16 protein-coding genes are annotated in these 17,028 nt (G+C 70.1%); 4 read left to right on the top strand and 12 right to left on the bottom strand.

Annotated elements, in window-relative coordinates:
- Window positions 1–48 precede the first annotated feature (48 nt).
- Together ACWD3H_RS39875 and ACWD3H_RS39870 are read right to left on the bottom strand one after the other, a co-directional pair.
- Window positions 49–1,545, bottom strand: coding sequence for an MFS transporter (locus ACWD3H_RS39875; protein WP_451958713.1), 1,497 nt, complete (start codon window positions 1,543–1,545; stop codon window positions 49–51).
- A 260-nt stretch (window positions 1,546–1,805) separates the two neighbouring features.
- Entirely contained in the window at window positions 1,806–2,027 is a 222-nt protein-coding gene (locus ACWD3H_RS39870; RefSeq protein ID WP_451958712.1) for a hypothetical protein, read from the bottom strand.
- Window positions 2,028–2,445: 418 nt separating this feature from the next.
- On the opposite strand from ACWD3H_RS39870, the gene ACWD3H_RS39865 reads away from it, so the two are divergent.
- From ACWD3H_RS39865 to ACWD3H_RS39855, 3 genes are read left to right on the top strand one after another with little or no spacing between them, the layout of a single operon-like run.
- Entirely contained in the window at window positions 2,446–3,930 is a 1,485-nt protein-coding gene (locus ACWD3H_RS39865; RefSeq protein ID WP_451958711.1) for an FAD-dependent oxidoreductase, read from the top strand.
- Window positions 3,911–5,455 carry an FAD-binding protein gene (locus ACWD3H_RS39860; RefSeq protein ID WP_451958710.1) on the top strand — a complete coding sequence of 515 codons (1,545 nt, stop codon included), beginning with the start codon at window positions 3,911–3,913 and terminating at the stop codon, window positions 5,453–5,455. The genes ACWD3H_RS39865 and ACWD3H_RS39860 overlap by 20 nt, the downstream gene beginning before the upstream one ends.
- Window positions 5,452–5,823: a nuclear transport factor 2 family protein gene (locus ACWD3H_RS39855; protein ID WP_451958709.1), complete on the top strand. Its 372-nt coding sequence runs from the start codon at window positions 5,452–5,454 to the stop codon at window positions 5,821–5,823. The genes ACWD3H_RS39860 and ACWD3H_RS39855 overlap by 4 nt, the downstream gene beginning before the upstream one ends.
- Window positions 5,824–5,994: 171 nt before the next feature.
- Here ACWD3H_RS39855 and hsaA read toward each other — a convergent pair whose 3' ends face one another.
- From hsaA to ACWD3H_RS39820, 7 genes are all read right to left on the bottom strand, one after another.
- The gene (gene hsaA, locus ACWD3H_RS39850) at window positions 5,995–7,230 is read right to left on the bottom strand and encodes a 3-hydroxy-9,10-secoandrosta-1,3,5(10)-triene-9,17-dione monooxygenase oxygenase subunit (RefSeq protein WP_451958708.1); all 1,236 of its coding nucleotides are present in this window, start codon (window positions 7,228–7,230) and stop codon (window positions 5,995–5,997) included.
- Window positions 7,227–8,249, bottom strand: a complete 1,023-nt coding sequence (dmpG, locus tag ACWD3H_RS39845) for a 4-hydroxy-2-oxovalerate aldolase (RefSeq protein WP_451958707.1) — start codon at window positions 8,247–8,249, stop codon at window positions 7,227–7,229. The genes hsaA and dmpG overlap by 4 nt, the downstream gene beginning before the upstream one ends.
- An 18-nt stretch (window positions 8,250–8,267) precedes the next feature.
- Window positions 8,268–9,170, bottom strand: coding sequence for an acetaldehyde dehydrogenase (acetylating) (locus tag ACWD3H_RS39840; RefSeq protein WP_451958706.1), 903 nt, complete (start codon window positions 9,168–9,170; stop codon window positions 8,268–8,270).
- A gap of 10 nt (window positions 9,171–9,180) precedes the next feature.
- The gene (locus ACWD3H_RS39835) at window positions 9,181–9,981 is read right to left on the bottom strand and encodes a 2-keto-4-pentenoate hydratase (protein ID WP_451958705.1); all 801 of its coding nucleotides are present in this window, start codon (window positions 9,979–9,981) and stop codon (window positions 9,181–9,183) included.
- 136 nt (window positions 9,982–10,117) lie between these two features.
- Window positions 10,118–11,152, bottom strand: a complete 1,035-nt coding sequence (locus ACWD3H_RS39830; RefSeq protein ID WP_355556876.1) for a ferredoxin--NADP reductase — start codon at window positions 11,150–11,152, stop codon at window positions 10,118–10,120.
- A complete protein-coding gene (locus tag ACWD3H_RS39825) occupies window positions 11,149–12,837 on the bottom strand; it encodes an FAD-binding protein (protein WP_451958704.1) in 1,689 nt (562 codons plus the stop codon). Before ACWD3H_RS39825 ends, ACWD3H_RS39830 begins: the two co-directional genes overlap by 4 nt.
- A complete protein-coding gene (locus ACWD3H_RS39820; RefSeq protein WP_355615015.1) occupies window positions 12,834–13,703 on the bottom strand; it encodes an alpha/beta fold hydrolase in 870 nt (289 codons plus the stop codon). The genes ACWD3H_RS39825 and ACWD3H_RS39820 overlap by 4 nt, the downstream gene beginning before the upstream one ends.
- Window positions 13,704–13,953: 250 nt before the next feature.
- Here ACWD3H_RS39820 and ACWD3H_RS39815 point away from each other — a divergent pair, with 250 nt between their 5' ends.
- Window positions 13,954–14,553 (top strand): flavin reductase family protein, encoded by a 600-nt coding sequence (locus ACWD3H_RS39815; RefSeq protein WP_355615012.1) that lies wholly within the window; start codon window positions 13,954–13,956, stop codon window positions 14,551–14,553.
- Between the two features lie 22 nt (window positions 14,554–14,575).
- Here the strand turns inward: ACWD3H_RS39815 and ACWD3H_RS39810 are convergent, their stop codons facing one another.
- The 3 genes from ACWD3H_RS39810 to ACWD3H_RS39800 form a co-directional block, all read right to left on the bottom strand.
- On the bottom strand, window positions 14,576–15,466 hold the full coding sequence (locus ACWD3H_RS39810) for an IclR family transcriptional regulator (RefSeq protein ID WP_355556889.1): 891 nt from the start codon (window positions 15,464–15,466) through the stop codon (window positions 14,576–14,578).
- A gap of 424 nt (window positions 15,467–15,890) precedes the next feature.
- Window positions 15,891–16,088, bottom strand: coding sequence for a TetR family transcriptional regulator C-terminal domain-containing protein (locus ACWD3H_RS39805; protein ID WP_451958703.1), 198 nt, complete (start codon window positions 16,086–16,088; stop codon window positions 15,891–15,893).
- A 162-nt stretch (window positions 16,089–16,250) separates the two neighbouring features.
- Complete coding sequence (locus ACWD3H_RS39800) at window positions 16,251–16,985, bottom strand: AraC family transcriptional regulator (RefSeq protein WP_451958702.1); 735 nt, start codon at window positions 16,983–16,985, stop codon at window positions 16,251–16,253.
- Window positions 16,986–17,028 lie beyond the last annotated feature (43 nt).

Here is a 17,028-nt window from a genome sequence, read left to right as displayed (position 1 = left end):
GCCGCTCCACCGATCCGGAGATCGGTGGAGCGGCCGCCGCCGTGAGGGTCAGCGCCCCCCGTCCGGGGCCGCCGCCACGGTGGCGGAGGGCGGCTCGGGCAGCGAATCCGGGATGTTGAGCAGCGAATCCTGCTTGCGGACCCGCAGGACCGTCGAGGCGAGCAGCAGCCCGATGATGATCAGGCCCGCCATGAACAGCGCACCCGCGTTGATGGAGCTCTCGGGGTACAGGACGGTGCCGTCCGGGGTACGCATTGCGAACTGCCCCATGATGACGAACAGGATGACCGGTGTGGTGCTGGAGAAGCCGCTGTAGCTCACCTGTACCATCCCGGCGATGGAACCCTGCTTGTCGGCCGGGGCGCCGGCGATGACCATGCCGGGGATCGAGCCGTAGGCCAGGCCCGTCCCGGCGCCCAGCAGCAGGGCGGCGATGAGGACCTGAAGGTAGCTGCCGTGGTTGAAGCCGAGTTGCAGACCGCCCACGAGGAGAAGTAGCAGGCCGATCTTCATCATGGTCGCGCCGCCCACACGATTGAGCAGCTTGCCGACGACAACGCCCATGATCACCATGGCGATCGACTGCGGAGCCGAGATCATCGCGTACTCCGACGCGGTCATCCCCAGGCCGTAGCCGAGCCCGGCCTCGCTCGGCGTCAAGCCGATCATCGGAGACATCGAGCCGGAGAGGCCGGTCGTCCCGTATGCCGTGGCGGCCGTCACCGCGGCGAGCAGGATCGGCCGGCGGGTGAAGATCCGCAGGTCGACGAGCGGATCGGAGAAGTTCAGCGACCGCATGACGAACCCGGCCATGAGCAGCAGGCCGACGGCGAACGCGCCCAGGGTGGTGACCGAGCCCCAGCCCCACGTACTGCCGAAGCTGATCCCCAGGAGCCCGATGCCCAGGCCGAAGCCCAGCATGCCGGCGCCCAGGAAGTCCACCCGCGAGGGGACGCGCAGCGGCGTCTCCGGAGTGGTCAGCAGCAGCAGCGGGGTGAGGATCGCCATCCAGAGAATGTCGAAGGCGAACAGGCCGCGGAAGCCCCAGTTGTCGAGCAGCCATCCGATGAGGAACGGCACGCCGATGGAGAAGACCCCGGTGCCGGTCATCGCGACCGCGCTGGCCAGCGGCAGGATCCGCCGCGGGTACACGTCGCGCATCAGCGAGTAGCTCAGGAACATCGTGGGCAGCACGGTGCCCTGCAGCAGCCGGCCCGCGATGAGCACACCGAATGTCGGTGCCACGGTCGCCAGGACCGAGCCGACCGTGCTCGTCAGCAGGCAGACGATCATCATCCGCCGCTTGCCGTGGATGTCGGCCAGCTTCCCCACCAGCGGGCAGAGGACGGCCCCGGAGAGGATGAAGCCGGTGAGGAGCCAGCCTCCCTGGTCCGTCTTGAAGTGGGTGGTGATCGCCGGCAGCGCCGTCGACACGAGGCTGAACCCCAGCGCGGTCCCCTCCAGGATCATGACCATCGTCACCATGGAGAGGACGAGCCGTGGGGTCCACCCGCCCGTCTCCGCCGTCGTATCCGTAGTACTCATCGTCAGGCCTCCAGAAAAACGTGATGTTTCAATGAATCTCGGCGTGGCCGCGGACCTCAGCGTCTTCGTGGCGCAGGTCCCGGCGGGGGGATGCTGTTCCTCCTTGGCACCACGCGGACACCGCGGTGTCACGCACGTTTTCCGGTCGATGACGGACCGCAGGTCCCCCACGATGGGGGTACGGTCATCCCGGCCCGGCGGGGAACCGCCGGGGCTCGGGGAGATCAGGGGCGGCGCGGAGCGCAACCGGCTCGTCTGGTTCAGGCCGCCGCGGCGGACAGCGGGTCCGCGAAGGGATGGGCGCCCTCTGCGCCGGTGTGCATCAGGCCGTACCCGGTCGGCGCCTCCCAGGATGGCTCGTTCCACAGCTTCGGCACGAACGGGACGCCGCAGCCGACGAGCCAGTCGAAATGCTCCAGCCTGCCCTCGGCGGGGTCAGGTCCGCCGGCGAGCTTGAGGAAGGCGTACGGAGCCGCGCTCACCGGCGGTCCTTGCGCCCAGGCCGGTTGAGCAACGCCGTTGACCATCATCCTCGGCCTCCTGTTCGACGGTGACCGTGCCTTTCATCGAGCACCTGCGATGAGCGGCGTCGTGCACTGGCGCAGACGCTAAGCGCCCAGTGACGCGGATCACGTCGGGCATCCCAATGAGCGGGACCCAATGGTGAGAAGGCGGTGACACAAATCTCATCCGCACGACGACGTCCGTACCCGGCGGCCGGTCGGAACCGGCGATCGGCAGGCTGTTCGCGCCGCCGACCGGCCCCTCGCCCCGGTCTTGCCCCGCTCGTCCTGCTGAGCGGGACCGGCCCGGGAGCGCGGCGAGGCCGTTGATTACGGTCCGGTTACCCGGAAGACCACGCCCCCGGGTTCCGGCGGGCCGATGCGGACGGAAGTGACGATGCAGTCAGCACAGCAGCCATATGACCGGCAGACCGGGGTCGTGGTCCTCGGTGCCGGCGCGGCCGGTCTCGCCGCCGCCATCTCGGCTCGCGAGGCCGGCGCCGAGGTCCTGGTGCTGGAGAAGTGCCCGCCCGAGACCGCGGGCGGCAACACCCGGGTTTCGGGCGGCAGCTGGTTCGAGAACCTCGACGCCCAGCGCGCCGCCGTCTATCTGCGCAGCCTGTGCGGGGATCTCCCGGTGTCCGAGGCGGTCATCCGCACCTGGGCGGAGGAGACCCGGCACAACACCCGGTGGATCGAGGGCCTCGGCGCGGCCGTGGCCGTGAACGGTGCCTATCCCCCGGAGTTCCCGCACCTCGACGGCGCCGACTGCTACGGCGGCTACCACAGCCTGGAGGGCCGGATGGGCGACCAGTTGCTGTACCGGTTCCTCGTCGACGCGGCGCTCGCCCGGGGCGTCGAGATCTGCTACGCCACGCCCGGCCGGGAGCTGGTCATCGACGGTGGGGTGGTCACGGGTGTCGTCGCCGAGTCCGGCGACGGGCCACTGCGGGTGCGGGCCCGGACCGGGGTGGTGCTGGCGACCGGTGGCTTCGAAAACGACCCCGCCATGGTGCGCGACTACCTGCGACTCGCGCCGTGCCCGGTCTGGGGAAGCCCGGCGGGCACCGGTGACGGACACCGGATGGCGCAGAAGGCCGGGGCCGACCTGTGGCACATGGGCAACATGACCGCGTTCAGCGGGATACGCGTCCCCGGCTCGGACACCGGGTTCTTCATGGTGCCGCCCGCGACGGGCTACATCTGGGTCGCGCCCGACGGGCGTCGGTTCGTCGACGAGACCCCGGCGCTCGGCGGCCACGGCCAGTCGCGGATTCGCGGCCGCGACGAGCTGCATCCGGCGCAGCCCGCGTACGTCGTGTTCGACGAGCGCACGCGCCGCGCCGGGCCGCTGTGCCCGCCGCGCGAGTACCTGCCGGTCGGATGGAAGGTGCTCATCGAGGGCTACGAATGGAGCCTCGACAACCAGGCCGAGATCGATCGCGGCTGGATCCGGCGCGCCGACACCGTCGAAGGGCTGGCCGCCGGGCTGGGCGTCGCCCCAGAGACCCTCGCCGAGACGGTCCGCCACTGGAACGCGGCCTGCGCCGCCGGCCGCGACGAACGGTTCGGCCGCCGGGCCGAGAGCCTCACCCCGCTGGAGCAGGGCCCCTACTACGCGTTCGAGCTGGCACCGCTGCTGGGGTGGACCAGCGGGGGGCCGCGCCGTGACGAGCACTGCCGGGTCCTCGACCCGTTCGGCTCGGCCATCCCCGGCCTGTACGCCGCGGGGTCGGTGAGCTCCACATACAGCTGGGCGAAGGACGGCGGGTTCCACATCGCCGATGCCCTCGCCTTCGGGCGGGTCGCCGGCCGCACGGCCGCCGCGCCGCCCGCCATCACGAGCGATCTGGAGGAGATCAGTGCCAGTTCAGTGGGATGAGACGGCCGACGTCGTCGCCGTGGGATCCGGGGGCGCCGCGCTGACGGCGGCCTACACAGCGGCGGCGGACGGATTGCGCACCCTGGTGCTGGAGAAGACGAAGTACTTCGGGGGCACCAGCGCCTACTCCGGGTCGGGCCTGTGGCTGCCCGGCAACCACATCCTGCGCCAGGCGGGCGTCGAGGACAGCGTGGAGCGGGGACTGGAGTACTTCCGGGCCGTCGTCGGCGACCGCACACCGGCCGCGCTGCAGGAGGCCTACGTCTCGACGGCGCCCGAGCTGGTGGAGTTCCTGGACCGCGACCCGGTGCTGGAGTTCGAGTACCTGCCGTTCCCGGAATACTTCGCGGCTCCGGGGCGCGCCCCCGGCGGCCGGGGAATCTGCCCCAAGCCGCTGCCGGCGCACCTGCTGGGCGCCAGGCTCGGTCAGGTGCGCCCGCCGATCTCGATCGACCAGTTCGGCGTGCCGCAGGAGCGGAAGACGCTGACCGGGGGGCAGGCCCTCATTGGCCGGCTGCTGCTCGCCCTGGACCGCACCGGGAACGCCACGCTACGGACCGGAACGCGGATGCGCTCGCTGGTGGTCGAAGACGGCCGGGTCGTCGGCCTGGAGGCCGAGCACGAGGGCCGCGCACTGATGATCCGCGCCGAGCGCGGCGTGATCGTGGCCGCCGGCGGGTTCGAGCGCAACGCGGAGCTTCGGCGCGAGCTGCAGGGCCTGCCCGGCGCGGACTGGTCGTCGGCCGCCCCCGGGTCGAACACCGGGGACGCGCTCGCCGCGCTCCAGGCGGTGGGCGCCGCGACGGACCTGACCGACGAGGCGTGGTGGTGCCCGGCCGTACTGTTCCCCAACGGCCACGCCGCCTTCACCCTCGGCCTGCACGGGGGCATCTTCGTGAACGCCGCGGGCGAGCGGTTCGCCAACGAGTCGCTGCCGTACGACCGGATGGGCCACGAGATCCGCGCGGGGCACGCCACCGGTGTGTCGCACCTTCCGGTCTGGTGGATCTTCGACGAGCGCTTCCCGAACGCGCCGGGGATCTCCCAGCCGGCGCCCGATCCCGAGGAGTTCCGCACGGCCGGCCTGTGGCGCAGCGCCGACACTCTCACCGGCCTCGCCGAGCGGATCGGCGTGCCCGCCGACGTGCTCGGCAAGACCGTCACGCGGTTCAACGGCTTCGCCGCCTCCGGCGTGGACAGCGACTTCCACCGCGGCGAGGATCCCTACGACCTGTTCTTCGCCGCCGGTGACGGCCCGAACAGCTGCCTCGTCCCGATCGAGCGGGCTCCGTTCCACGCGGTGCAGGTGGTGCTCGGCGATCTCGGCACCAAAGGCGGCGCACGGGTCGGAAAGGACGGGCAGGTACTCGGCGAGGACGGAAACGCGATCCCCGGCCTGTACGCCGTCGGCAACTCGGCCGCCTCGGTCGCCGGGCATGCCTACCCGGCCCCCGGAGTCCCGCTCGGCTCCGGAATGGTCTTCGGCTACCGCGCCGCCACCCGGCTCCGGTTGGAGGACCGATGAGCGCCGGGAAGATCAACGATGCCGTCGTCCGTTACCTGGACGCCGTGGCGAACGGGACCGCTGACGACATAGCGTCCTGCTACACGGAGGACGGGACGCTGGAGGATCCGGTGGGCAGCGAGCCGCGCCGTGGCCGCGCCGCGATCCGCGAGTTCTACTCGGCGCTCGAGGGCGCACGACGGGACACCGAGCTGCTGGCCATCCGCATCGCCGGCAACAGCGCCGCCTTCCACTTCCGGGTGCGGACCAAGCTGGGTGACCGGACGTTCGATATCGAGCCGATCGACGTGATGACCTTTGACGAAGACCAGCGGATCGCCAGTATGAGGGCGTACTGGAGCGGCGACGACATGCGGGAGGCACGGTGACCCCTCGGTGCGCGGCCGGCCGGGTCGTCGTCTTCCGCCGCCGGGCAGACCGCCCTGCCGCATAGGTTGAACCCGTCCGTGGCACAGGCCCGGCGCATCGCGCGCCGGGCCTGTGGCCGTTCCACCCGCCCGTCCCGGTCCCGCCGGGATGCCCGGCGGGACCGGTCGGCATCAGACCAGACTGTCCTCGACGGTCAGGCCGAACTCGCCCTTGCCGTACATTCCCAGGGCACGCTCGACGTCGTTGGCGACGTGGACGCTGCCCGCATGCGCGTCCCGCCAGGCCCGCTCGATGGGGTTGCCTCGGCCGAGCGAGTTCCCTCCGGCGGTCTTGAAGAGACTGTCGATCGCCTCCACCGCCCGCTGGGTGGCACGGACCTGGTCCCTGCGGACGCGCAGCCGCAGCTCCATCGGAATACGCTCGCCCCGGACGGCGTACTCGTACACCTCGCGCACGTTGTGGTCCGTCTGCAGCACCGCCGCGTCGATCTCCGAAGCGGCCCGGGCCACCGCGACCTGGGCGAACTGCTCCTCGGCGAACCGGCCGCCGCCCAGACTCAGCCGTACCCGGTCACGCATGGCGGTGACGTAGGCCCGGTAGCAACCGGCCGCCATGCCGACGACGGGAGCGGTGATCGCGTTGGTGAAGACGGTCGCGAACGGCATCCGGTAGAGCGGGCCGGTATTCACCTTCTGACCGGGACCGCGTAGTTGTGCCTGCTCGTAGTTGCGCATGGCGCGGTGCTCGGGCACGAACACCCGTTCCACGATGATGTCGTTGCTGGCCGTGCCGCGCAGCCCGATGACGTCCCAGACGTCCTCGATCACGTAGTCGGTGCGGGGGACGAGGAGGGTCATGAAGTCCACCGGCCTGCCCTGCTTCTCCACCACCAGGCCCCCGACCAGTGCCCACGACGCGTGGTCGCAACCGGATGAGAAGCGCCACCGGCCGGAGAGCTCGTATCCACCCTCGACCGGAGTGAGCCGCCCCACCGGAGCGTACGACGAGGACACGAGCACGTCCGGGTCCTCCCCCCAGACCTCGTCCTGCGCGGCCTCGTCGAACAGGGCGAGTTGCCACGGGTGGACGCCGAGCACGGAGACCACCCAGCCTGTGGATCCGCAGACCGCGGAGATCTCCCGGATGACCTCGAAGAACTTCACGGGGTCGCTCTCGGCGCCGCCGTATCTCCTGGGCTGCAGCATCCGGAAGATCCCCGTCTGGATGAGCTCCCGTATCGTCTCCTCGGGCACCCGCCGGTTCACGTCGGTTGCGCCCGCCCGCTCCCCGATCTTCGGCAGCAGTGCGCGAACCGCGTCCAGGACCTCGTCGCCCGCGGGAGACGTGGGAGAGTCGCGTTCGCCCGACCCGTGCCGTTCACGCCGGTGCGCCGTACCGATTCTCATCTCCCCGCCGCGAGGGCGACCGCGATCTCGATGAGCTGGTCTTCCTGGCCGCCGACGAGCTTACGGCGCCCGGCCTCGATGAGGATCTCGGCGCCCGACACGCCGTACTTCCTCGCCTGGCGGTCGGCGTGCTTCAGAAAGCTGGAGTAGACACCGGCGTACCCCATGGTGAGCGACAGCCGGTCGAGCAGGCACTCGCCGTCCATGACCGGGCGGACGACGTCCTCGGCGGCATCGATGATCTTCAGGGTGTCGATGCCGGTGCGGATGCCGAGCTTCTCGGTGACCGCGGCGAACCCCTCGACGGGCGTGTTGCCGGCACCGGCGCCGAACCTTCGCGTCGAGCCGTCGATCTGGAGGGCTCCCGCCCGCACGGCGATGACCGAATTGGCCACGCCGAGGCCGAGGTTCTCATGGCCGTGGAAACCGACCTGGGCGTCGGATCCGAGCTCGGCCACGAGCGCGGCGATCCGGTCGCCGGTCTCCTCCATGATCAGCGCGCCGGCCGAGTCGACCACGTACACGCACTGGCATCCCGCGTCGGCCATGATCCGCCCCTGCCGGGCGAGGACCTCGGGCGGCCGGCTGTGCGCCATCATCAGGAACCCGACCGTCTCCAGGCCGAGCTTCCTGGCGAGACCGAAGTGCTGGACGGAGATGTCCGCCTCGGTACAGTGGGTGGCGATCCGGCAGATGCTCGCGCCGTTGTCGGCGGACTCGCGAATGTCGTCCTGGAGCCCGAGGCCGGGCAGCATCAGGAACGCGATCTTCGCCCGCTTCGCCGTCGCCACCGCGGCCTTGATCAGCTCCTGCTCCGGGGTGTGGCTGAAGCCGTAGTTGAACGACGAGCCGCCGAGCCCGTCGCCGTGAGTGACCTCGATCACCGGCACGCCCGCGTCGTCCAGCGCGGCGACGATGGACCGGACGTGCTGAGGCGTGAACTGGTGCTGCTTGGCGTGCGAGCCGTCACGCAGCGACGAGTCGGTGATCCGGATGTCGAGGTCGGAGCTGTAGGACATGGATCGATCTCCCTGTGACTAGGAGCGCTCGGCGAGAATGCGCTGCGCGAAGCCTTCGCCGACCTTGGCGGCGGCGGCGGTCATGATGTCGAGGTTCCCGGAGTACGGCGGAAGGAAGTCGCCCGCGCCCTCGACCTCGATGAACACGGCGACCCGGGCGAGCCCGCCGCTCATCGGCGTGGGGTCGTCGAACTGCGGTTCGGCGCGCAGTCGGTAGCCGGGCACATACGCTGCCACGGTGCCGACCACATCCTTGATCGAGGCCGCGATCGCGTCCTGGTCGGCGTCGAGCGGGATCGAGCAGAACACCGTGTCCTGCATGAGCATCGGCGGCTCGGCCGGGTTGAGGATGATGATGGCCTTGCCCTTCCGCGCACCACCGATCATCTCGATGCCCCGCGCGGTGGTGCGGGTGAACTCGTCGATGTTGGCCCGGGTCCCGGGGCCCGCCGACGGAGAGGCCACACTGGCGACGATCTCCGCGTAGGCCACCTCGGTCACCCGGGAGACGGCGTACACGATCGGGATCGTCGCCTGCCCGCCACAGGTGATCAGGCTGACGTTGGACACATCGAGGTGGGCCCCGAGGTTGACGGCGGGTACCACCGCGGGCCCGATCGCGGCCGGGGTCAGGTCCACGGCCGGGATGCCGAGCGCCTGATACCTGGGGGCGTTCTCCCGGTGGACGTACGCCGAGGTCGCCTCGAAGACGATGTCGGGCCGTTCGGCCTGGGCGAGCAGCCACTCGACGCCCTCGGCCGAGGCGATCAGGCCGGCGGACTCCGCCCGCTTCAGCCCGGGGCTGTCCGAATCAATGCCGATCATCCAGCGTGGCCGGATGAAGTCGGAACGGAGCAGCTTGTACATCAGGTCGGTCCCGATGTTGCCCGAGCCGACGATCGCGGCGGTTGCCTTGGTCACTGTGTCACCCTCATTCGAATCGAGCGGTCACGGAGCCGAGCCCGGCGAACTCGGCACGGAAGACGTCGCCGGGGCGCGCGTCGATCGCCCTGGTGCAGGACCCGGGAAGGATGACGTGCCCGGCCTCGAGCTTCACTCCGAAGGAGGCCACCTTCCTGGCCAGCCAGGCCACGGCGGTGGTCGGGTTCCCCAGCACCGCGTTGGTGTTGCCCCTGGTGATCTCGGCGTCACCGGCGTAGAGCACGGCCTCGATGTCGGCGACGTCCATGCCCGCGGCCGTCAGGTCGGCCGGGCTCATCCGGGCGTCGCCCAGGATCACGCCGGCCGAGGACGCGTTGTCCGCGATGGTGTCGGCCAGGCGGATCCGCCAGTCCCTGATGCGGCTGTCGATCAGTTCGATGCTCGGCACGACGTACTCGGTGGCGGCGAGCACGTCCTCCTCGGTGCACCCCTCGCCCGGAAGGCTCGCCCCGAGCACGTACCCGATCTCCACCTCGATCCGGGGATAGCAGTACCGGTCGGCCCGGATCGACGTGTTCTGCGACAGCACCATCGTGTCGAGCAGATGACCGTAGTCGGGCTCGTCCACGCCCATCATCCGCTGCATCACCGGGGAGGAGAGTCCCACCTTGTGGCCGTACACCCGGGCCCCGGCGGCGAGACGGCGGCGGATGTTGATGAGCTGGACCTCGTAGGCGTCCACCACGCCGATGCCCGGGTATGCGTCGGTCAGCGGTTCGATCGGCACCCGATCCCGCTCGGCCTCCCACAGCCGTTCGGCCGCGGACTCCCGTCGCGTTACCTCCAGCATTCAGTCCTCCCGAATTCGTGTCCCGCATCGCGCTTGGGCGGTGCGGGCAGTTGATGGATGGGGATGGTCAACGGTGACGCGGGGTTTCCGTGACGGCTCTCCCCCTCGGTGAAAGGGTTCCGGGCGCGGATGAGCTTCACCCGTCGTAGGTGATCTTGAGGTGCTCGCTGAGCGGGAACGCCTGGCAGGAAAGGATCAGCCCGTCGGCGAGGTCCTGCTCGTCGAGGACCGTGTTGCGCTCCAGCGCGACCTCGCCCTCCAGCAGTACGCAGGCGCAGGCGCTGCAGGACCCCTCACGGCACGAGTACGGCGCCTCCATGCCGGCCGCCAGCAGCACGTCAAGAAGCTTGTTGCCCTTCGGCCAGGTCAGCGTCCTCTTCTCACCGTCCAGCTCGATCTCGACCGTGCTACCGGGGCCCGACGAGTCGACCGCGACACCGGGTCCGGCGAAGGGGTCGGTGGCCAGCGACTCGAAACGCTCGACGTTGACCCGCCGCCTCGGGACACCCAGGTCGGCGAGGACCCGCACGGCGAGATCCATGAACGGGCCGGGGCCGCAGACGAACGCCTCCCGGTCGGTGTAGGGCCGGGTCAGCGCGGCCAGGCTGCTCGCGCTGGGCAGGCCCTGCACCGACTCCAGCCAGTGGACGACGGTCAGCCGCTCGCCGTACTCGGCGGTCAGCGCGACCAGTTCGTCGCGGAAGATCACCGAGTTCTCGTCGCGGTTGGCGTACAGGAGGGAGACGGCGCCGGAGCCTCCGCGCAGGCACGATTTGAGGATCGACATGACCGGGGTGATGCCGCTGCCGCCGGCGAGCAGCAGCAGGTCCTCGTCGAGCGAGACGGGGACGAATGTGCCCGCCGGTCGCAGCACCTCCAGCATGTCCCCCTCGGTGACGTGATCGCAGATCCAGTTCGACCCGTAGCCGCCCCGGGTGCGCTTCACCGTCACCTTGAGCTTCTCGTCGCACACCGGCGAGCTGCTCAGGGAGTAGCAGCGCGCCGCGCCCTCCGGGCGGGTGGTGGGCACCCGGATGGTGAGGAACTGGCCGGGCCGGTAGCCGAACCGGGTGTGGTCTCCGTCGGCGGGCTCCAGCACCAGTGAGTGCGCGTCGGAGGTCTCCCGGATGACCTCGACGACCCGCGCCTTCAGCGGTCCCGGCTGGGTCATGCTCCCCACTCCTCCCTGGTCACGGAAACGGCCGGCTGGAATCGCCCCGCCGCGTGCCGGGCGGCGATGTACCCGAAGACGATCGAGGGGCCGATCGTGGCGCCGGGACCCGCGTACTCGTTGCCCATGACCGATGCGGAGGTGTTCCCGGTGGCGTACAACCCTTCGATCACCGAGTCGTCGGGGCGCAGCACCCGGCTGTGCTCGTCGCAGACCAGCCCGCCCTTGGTGCCGAGGTCGCCGGCCTCGATGCGGAAGGCGTAGTACGGCGCCTTGTCGATCACGTCGAGGTTCGGATTCCTCAGCGTGGGATCACCGTAGTAACGGTCGTAGGCGCTGTCGCCCCGGCCGAAGTCCTCGTCCTTGCCGGCCCTGGCGAACCGGTTGAAGCGCTCGACGGTCTCGGCCAGCGCGTCGGCGGGCATGCCGACCTTCACCGCCAGCTCGGCGAGCGTGTCGGCACGGAACGCCACGCCCTGCTCGTAGAACGCCTCCGGTATCGGCATCCCGGGAAGGATCTGCGCGAACGGGTACCGCGCCCGGGCCTTGGCGTCCATCACGAACCACACGGGTACGTGCCCGCCGGCCAGCTGGTCGTGCACGAAGTTGACGTACGGGGCGGACTCGTTGGTGAACCGCCGTCCCTGCTGCGACACGATGATCGACGGCGGGATGCACCGCTCGGACACCAGCGGGATGGTCGCCCCCGCCGGGTGCCGTACGGCCGGCATCCACCAGGCGTCGTCCATCAGGTCGAGGGCCGCGCCGAGCCGCTCTCCCGCCAGGATGCCGTCGCCGGTGTTCTCCGTGGCGCCCATGCCGAAGTCGGTTCGGCCGCCATCGGGCAGGTACCTGTCGCGCATTTCCTGGTTGTGGTCGAAACCACCGGTCGCCAGCAGCACCCCGTACCTGCCGCGGATCCGGACGGTCTTCCCGTCGCGCCGGGCGACGATGCCGGTGACGGCGCCGCTTTCGTCGGTGACGAGTTCGGTCATCGGCGTCCGCAGCCACAGCGGGATCCACGCGTCCTTCAGCGCCATCCGCCGCCGGGCGACGAGCGCGCGCCCGCCGGTGGACATGTGGCGGCGGCGGAACAGGTTCGACGAGACCCGCCAGGCGGCGACGATCGACGCCCGGCGGCCGCTCCAGGTGCGCTTGACCATGGCCAGGTCGTGGTAGTCCTTGCTGGTGACCCACAAACCCAGCGGGCCCTTCATCCCGTTGGGGCGCTGGTACTTCTCGTCCTCACCGAGCTTTCGGGTGTCGAACGGGATCGGCTCGATCGACCGGCCCAGCGGCCTGCCGCCTTCGAACTCGGGGTGGTAGTCGGCGTAACCCCTGGTCCAGGAGAACCGGATCCACTTGCTCCTGCCGAGCAGTTCCATCGCGGCCGGACCGTTGTCCACGAACGCGTCGAGCCGGGCCGCGGGGACCCTGCCCTCGGTCAGCAGGTCGAGGTAGCGGCGGATGGACTCGCGGCTGTCGTCGTGCCCCTCGGCCCGCAGGGTGGGATTGTTGGGGATCCAGATGCCGCCACCGGAAATCCCGGTGCTGCCGCCGAACGCCGTGCCCTTCTCGACCACCACCGCGGACAGGCCGCTGTCGTGCGCGGTCAGCGCCGCCGTCATGCCACCGCCGCCGCTGCCCACGATGACCAGGTCGAACTCGTGGTCCCACCCGCTCACCGCTCGTCCTTCCTGGTCAGGAAGGCCAGCACGACGCTCTCCCAGGCGGCTTTCTGCTCGATCATCACCCAGTGACCGCAGTCGGGGAAGATGTGCACCTCGACGTCGGGGATGGACCGCATCGGCAGGATCGCCATGTCAACCGGGCTGACCCGGTCGTCGCGGCCCCAGGTGATCAGTGTCTTGGCCTTGATCTTGTGCAGCATCGCCCAGTACGGCGGGGCGTCCGAGGCCGCCGCGGCCGCGGCGCCGGCGGCGAACGCCGCCTTGCCGTACATCCGGCGGGCGCCGGCCAGGGTGGCCGGTTCGGTGGCCAGCGCCCAGCGCTCCTCGATCAGTTCCTCGGTGACCAGGGACCGGTCGTAGACCATGGAGTCCAGCCACTGGACGAGCCGCTCCCGGGTGGGCTCCTCGGTGAAATCCATGAGCAGCTTGATGCCCTCACCGGGGCCCGGGCTGAACAGGTTCCTGCCGACACCGCCGATGGTGACCAACCGGCGTACCCGGTCGGGATGGGCCATCGCCACCTGGGCACCGACGATTCCGCCCATGGAGTTGCCGATCACGTCGACCTGCTGGAGCCCGAGCCCGTCGAGGAAGCGGATCACCGCTGCCTGCGCCCCCACCATGGGATGCTCGCCGGTGGAGTCGCTCACCCCGAAACCGGGGAACTCCAGGATCAGGCAGCGGAAGCGCTCCGCCAGGACCGCGAGGTTACCTCGGAAGTTCCGCCATCCGGTGACTCCGGGCCCCGAGCCGTGCAGGAGCAGCAGCGGCGGGCCCTCGCCGGCTTCGTGGTAACGCAGTACACCCTGATCGGTCGCAAGTTCCCGCGCCGTCGACTCGTAGGTCAGCTCGGTAAGCATTCATCCGTCCCGTTCATCGCGGAGTATCGGCTTCGGGGAAGGTAGCCCGCGAGAGCCGGAGAGCGGATCGTTCCTCCCGATGAGTGAGACCCGGCCCGCCTCCGCCCGGGATCGGCCGGGACACCGGGCCGCGCCCCGCGCCCCTTCCGCTCAGCGGGATCCGGCCCCGGTGAAGTCCGCCGGAGGTCCGTAACTTCGTCGCCCGAAGCCGCCAACGGGGCGGCGTCCGACGTCACCTGAGGTGAAACGCATGACAGCCGAGACCGCCCGGCCCTCGATCACTCCGGATCCCGTCGGCGTGGCTCCGCCCGATCCCGCGGAAATGCGGCAGGCGATGGGCATGTTCGCGAGCGGCGTGACGGTCATCACCGGCATCGACGGCGGAGAGCCGGTGGGATTCGCGTGCCAGGCGTTCGCGTCGGTGTCCCTCGAACCGCCGCTGATCCTTTTCTGCGCCGACCACAACAGCCGCACCTGGCCGAGGATCAGGAAGTCCGGGAGGTTCAGCGTGAACGTGCTGGGCGAAGAGCAGTCCGACCTATGCAGCCGGTTCGGCTCCAGCAAGGGCAGGAAGTACGACGGGCTCGGCTGGGAGCTGTCTCGGTGGGGCACTCCGGCGCTGCGCGATGTGCTTCTGCGCGTCCACGCCGAGGTCGTCGACGTGCACATCGCCGGGGATCACGACGTGGTGATCGGTCGGGTACTGGAGGTGGAGCGGAACGCCGGGCGGCGTCCCATGGTGTTCTTCCGCGGGCGGTTCGGCATCGACCACGAGACGGACGCCGAACAAGCGCTGTTCGCCCCCGGTCTGTGGGGCTGGGCGGATCAGCGGGACCGGGATCGGGCTTGAGAATGACGACGGGCCGTGCGGATCACAGCCAGCCGTCGTTCTCGCCCATGGTGAGCAATCGGTTCATGGTCTCCGGTGACCAGTTACAGTCCGGCACCCGGGCGGCTTGACGGGATCGCCCCCGCTGGCTGTCCAGGTCCGGGAAAAGGGCGAGCGAGGCCTGCCGTGCCGCGTCGACCACCAGCGGGGCGACGTTCTCCAGCGGTGTACGGGTGTCGCCGACGAGAGAGATGCTCGCCACCGGGCCCTCGTGGCCTCGGATCGCCGCGGCGGCACACGAGATGCTGGGGACGTTCTCGCCCCGTTCGAACGCCAGCCCCTGGCGCTGCCGGATACGGTTCAGCTCCTGGTGCAGGGTGCCGATGTCGCCGATGGTACGGCTGGTGAGCCGCCTTACCTTGCCTCCGACCAGTTCCTCGACCCGCTCGGGCTCCAGCCAGGCGAGGATCGCCTTGCCCAGCGCGGTGGAGTGCGCCGGGGCACGGCCGCCGACTCGGGAGGGCACGGACAGGGCGAACCGCCCGCCGACCTTGTCCAGGTAGAAGACCTCCGAGCCGTCCAGGACCGCCAGATGGACGACCATCCTGGTTCTCATCTGCAGGTCGTGCAGCAGCGGCGCGGCGGCCTCTCGGATCTCGCCGTGGCTGCCGTCGCCCCCGCCGATCCCGAGCGCCCGCTTGCCCAGGCTGTAGCCGAAGGACGAGTGCTCCAGCCAGTTCAGTCGTACGAGTTGGTCGAGGATGCGATGCGTCGTCGAGCGCGGCAGGTGAGTGCACCGCGCCACGTCCTCCAGCGTGAGGTGGGTGAAACGGCCGTCGAACGCGTCGATGATCAGCGTCATCCGCTCGACCATCGAGGGCGGGAGCTCTCGCCGCGCGGACGCGGCGTGGCCAAGGTCAGAGAGAGCGGTCATCACATCTCCCCAAAACTGAAATGAATTCTTGTTTCGAAATGTAGCAACGGGATGAGCAACAGGGAAGAGAGGGAGAAAGATCACCAAATGATACTTTTTGTTCGGTTCGTCCTGTGGGACACGGGAGCCCGCACCCCCTCTACGCCGGGAAGATTTCCGCGAGGAGCTCCGGGTTGCGAGAAGCCGCTCGCCACGCCGCGAAGCGTGGCAACGCGCCGAATCAGATTCATGCCATATGTAACATGTGGCCAATAAGTGCGTCAACGGACACAACACCGTCACACCTCCGCAACAAACCCGGGTAGGCCAGGCCCTCGCTTGACCGCCTCTCAGCAGCGTGTTTAGCTGAGGCAGACCCCGGAGCGCCCCGTCGACGACGGCCCAGCCGGGCCGCCCCCATTGGCTACGACACAGCGAACGTCATTCAGATGGATCGTCGGCACCGGTTGGGAACCATGACGAGGGCTGGATGCACCATCCCCTGAGCGAAGGCGAACAGGATCGTCGCCTCCTTCGCGGCGTCCAACTCGGCGGACACCTGCCCGGCGGCCTGCGCGGCCCTGATCTGGTCGGCGTAGAACGCCATCACCTGCGTCACGGCCATCCTGGACCTGCACCTCAAGGGCAGGCCTCAGCCCGTGCTGGACAAGCCCTAAGCCGGGGTCAAGTTCTGGAATTGAGCCGCCGACGGGTGGCTGGAAGACGTTGACGCCCGACCGGCGAGATCATCGGCATTCCGGCGCTGCCAGGGCCATCTCCCCGGCTACCGTGAAGGAGATCAAAGTCAACGACTGAGCAGGTAGCGCCGGGGCGTGGTACCGACCGTGCGGCGGAAGGCCGCCAGGAACGCGCTCGCCGTGGCGTACCCCACGCTGTGCGCCACCCGCGATACCGGCTGCCCCTCAGCCAGCAGCGGCAGGGCGGCGCGCAGCCGTACCTGCGTGCGCCAATGGTCGAAGCTCATGCCCGTGTCTCGCACGAACAGCCGCGTCAACGTCCGCCTGCTCACGCCCGCCGCACGGGCGTGCGCCTCCAGGCTGCGCGGGTCGGCCGGGTCCGCCAGCAGGGCGGCCGCCACTACCCGGACGCGCTCGTCGGTGGGTTGCGGCACGTCGATGGGCCGGGTGGGCAGCGGGCGCAGCAGGTCGGGCACCACCGCCTCGGCGCGCAACCGCGCGTCGTCGGTGAGGTCGGTGCGGGCCAGGTACCCGATCAGCTCGGCCAGCAGGCCGTCGACGCCGACCGCCGTGGGCTCGGGCCAGTCCAGCGGGCAGCGCTCCGGCGCCAGGTACAGGCTGCACAGCACCGCGTCGCGGGTCGCGCCGGTCGCGTGGGTGACGCCCGCGGGCAGCCACAGCGCCCTGGTGGGCGGCAGGACCCAGTACACCTCGCCCACGCCGACGCTCAGGACGCCGCGCCGGGTCCAGGCAAGCTGGTGGTGGGTGTGGCTGTGCGGGGGGATCCACTCCCCCGAGGCCAGCGGGAAGTGGCCGACGATGATCGCGCCTATGTCCTCCATGCGACACAGTCTGGCCTCACCGCGGATTGTGGCCAAATGCGGC

The sequence above is a fragment of the Streptosporangium sp. NPDC002607 genome, assembly GCF_053592655.1.
The sequence above is the reverse complement of the archived record's forward strand: the minus strand, read 5'-3'. Positions and strand labels throughout refer to the sequence as shown.